This window comes from Gluconobacter sp. P1D12_c (genome assembly GCF_018812105.1).
Classification (GTDB): Bacteria; Pseudomonadota; Alphaproteobacteria; order Acetobacterales; family Acetobacteraceae; genus Gluconobacter; species Gluconobacter oxydans_A.
On sequence record NZ_JACSIQ010000049.1, the window covers coordinates 1 to 1994 of the forward strand.

The 1994-nt window shown below is 52.2% G+C and carries 4 protein-coding genes and 1 pseudogene; 1 reads left to right on the forward strand and 4 read right to left on the reverse strand.

Annotated elements, in window-relative coordinates:
• Nucleotides 1–365 (forward strand): IS5 family transposase (locus KP705_RS15350; protein ID WP_215764769.1); only part of this gene is annotated, 365 nt, incomplete at its 5' end.
• A 20-nt stretch (nt 366–385) separates the two neighbouring features.
• Here the strand turns inward: KP705_RS15350 and KP705_RS15355 are convergent.
• From KP705_RS15355 to KP705_RS15370, 4 genes and pseudogenes are all read right to left on the reverse strand, one after another.
• The gene (locus tag KP705_RS15355; RefSeq protein ID WP_061509869.1) at nt 386–715 is read right to left on the reverse strand and encodes a HigA family addiction module antitoxin; all 330 of its coding nucleotides are present in this window, start codon (nt 713–715) and stop codon (nt 386–388) included.
• Nucleotides 705–995 (reverse strand): type II toxin-antitoxin system RelE/ParE family toxin, encoded by a 291-nt coding sequence (locus KP705_RS15360; protein ID WP_061509870.1) that lies wholly within the window; start codon nt 993–995, stop codon nt 705–707. The genes KP705_RS15355 and KP705_RS15360 overlap by 11 nt, the downstream gene beginning before the upstream one ends.
• A gap of 457 nt (nt 996–1452) precedes the next feature.
• Complete coding sequence (locus KP705_RS15365; protein ID WP_244974574.1) at nt 1453–1659, reverse strand: hypothetical protein; 207 nt, start codon at nt 1657–1659, stop codon at nt 1453–1455.
• Nucleotides 1660–1824: 165 nt separating this feature from the next.
• Nucleotides 1825–1994 (reverse strand): annotated as a pseudogene (locus KP705_RS15370) (IS5/IS1182 family transposase); the annotation flags it as partial.

The following is a 1994-nucleotide window of genomic DNA, read 5'->3' on the forward strand; positions in this document are numbered from 1 at the left end:
CGGATCAGAACGGACGACCGCTGAGCTTCTTCATGACGGCGGGACAGGTCAGTGATTACACCGGTGCCGCTGCTCTGCTGGACAGCCTGCCCATGGCACAGTGGATGCTGGCGGACCGGGGTTATGATGCTGACTGGTTCCGGGATGCCTTGGAGGAAACAGGGATCAGGCCCTGCATTCCGGGACGGAGATCCCGCGGAAAGCCAGTCAAATACGACAAGCGAAAATACAAAAGACGCAACCGCATCGAAATCATGTTCGGCCCCCTCAAGGACTGGCGGCGGGTCGCAAAACGCTATGACAGATGCGGCACCGTCTTCTTCTCAGCCATCTGCCTCGCCGCAACCGTCATCTTCTGGCTATGAGTCCTGAGCCTAAGCAGACCTTAAATCGTCCGTTGTTCAGTACTGGAAGGTGCGACGAGATTGAAATGCTGGACGTTCAAATTGGCTTCATGCGTTCGTGCCTGAGCCAACTCGAAAGCACTCTGCATACGCATCAGGGTATCGGCGCGTACTCCAAAGGCCTTTTCAAACCGAATGGCCATGTCTGCGGACAGGTTGGACCGTCCATTCAGAAGAGCACTGATCGACTGGCGCGAGACGCCAAAATGTTCTGCAACGGTGTTCACCTTGATATTATAAGGTTCCAGGATCTCCGTTTTGAGCCAGTCACCCACATGAACGGCCAGTGAGGCATGCATTTTAAGCGCCATGATAATCCTCCAGTGTCATATCGCAGAGTGAACCCTGCTCGTTCAGGCGAAACGTCAGACGCCAGTTTTTGGTGACCGTCATTGACCAAGTGCCTGCGCGATCCCCCGTCAATGGGTGCAACCCATAATTTGGAGGAACAGCAAGTTCGTCTAATGACGCTGCGGCATCAATGAATGCCAACATCTTCCGAAGCCGGGTCACATCGCCAACCAGACCTTTAGCATTACCTGTTTCAAAAAATCGGCGCAGGCCTTTGTGACTGATGCTGTCGATCTCCATAGATGTAACCTACAGCTTTACGTTGCTAATGTAAACGGATGCTTTACATGGTAGAATTTCTATTGCCTTGAACTTACCTAAGAGGCCCTTCCCTGTCTCATTGGGCCGACCGTTCTCAGCAAGCCTGACAAGGTAAATTTACATCCGTTAATCTCTTTTATCGGACATAGGGGGCGGGGCACAAAAAAGACCCGCAAAGGTCTTTTCGAGGCATGTTCCACAGACGCTCGTCTACGGCAAAGGCGGCCCCTGGAAAGACAGTCCGATCGTTTCTGGCGCTCTCTGCGAGAGACATTTCAGCTCACCCAGGCTTGTAACCATTTCTCGATGTCGCGGCTGGTTGGGGGGGGGAAAGCGGAATATCTGTTCTCCGACGAATATCACAGAAAGCTGCCATTCGTCAGGAATGGCAAAGGTCATTTTCAGAACTGTGTTAAATTCAAATTCTGGTCGAGCTTTACGATAACCGTTCGAAATGTCGGATGATCCACGAAATCTCGTAAAGCAGGCCAAGGCTCACAAACCCGATATGAAACCGACGACTGGTCGAGGCGATCGCGATACCACATAACACGAGATAGACCGGCACACGGAACCAGTATTCGATCGAGAATAAGGCATAATGTACCGGCCCTTTGATGAGCGTATCGATCAGATCGAACACGACCGTCAGTGCAAAAAAGGAAAAAAACCACTTGGAGGGATCGAAGAACCCTTGATTGATGTGCTTGGCCGGTAATTTCTGGGTTTTGGCGATTTGATTGACGGTTTTTGCGATGGCGTCCAGTCTGCGTTTTGAGCAGATTGGGAGTTGTCTCTCGCTGGATGGCTATGCGCTCGCGTTCAATCTTTCGAGGAAGAGGAGGCGGCGCATATTGTAGACGATATTGGCGAGCCCGATCCTCATGGTGGCTCGACTGATACCGACAGTCCGGACAAACAGCCCCGTCTGTGACTTCTGATCGGCAAAGACATGCTCGACACGCGAGCGGATGACCG

Coding starts and splice junctions, on each gene's coding strand:
- KP705_RS15355 (WP_061509869.1), bottom strand. CDS start 715: ATGGCGCTTAAAATGCATGCCTCACTGGCCGTTCATGTGGGTGACTGG.
- KP705_RS15360 (WP_061509870.1), bottom strand. CDS start 995: ATGGAGATCGACAGCATCAGTCACAAAGGCCTGCGCCGATTTTTTGAA.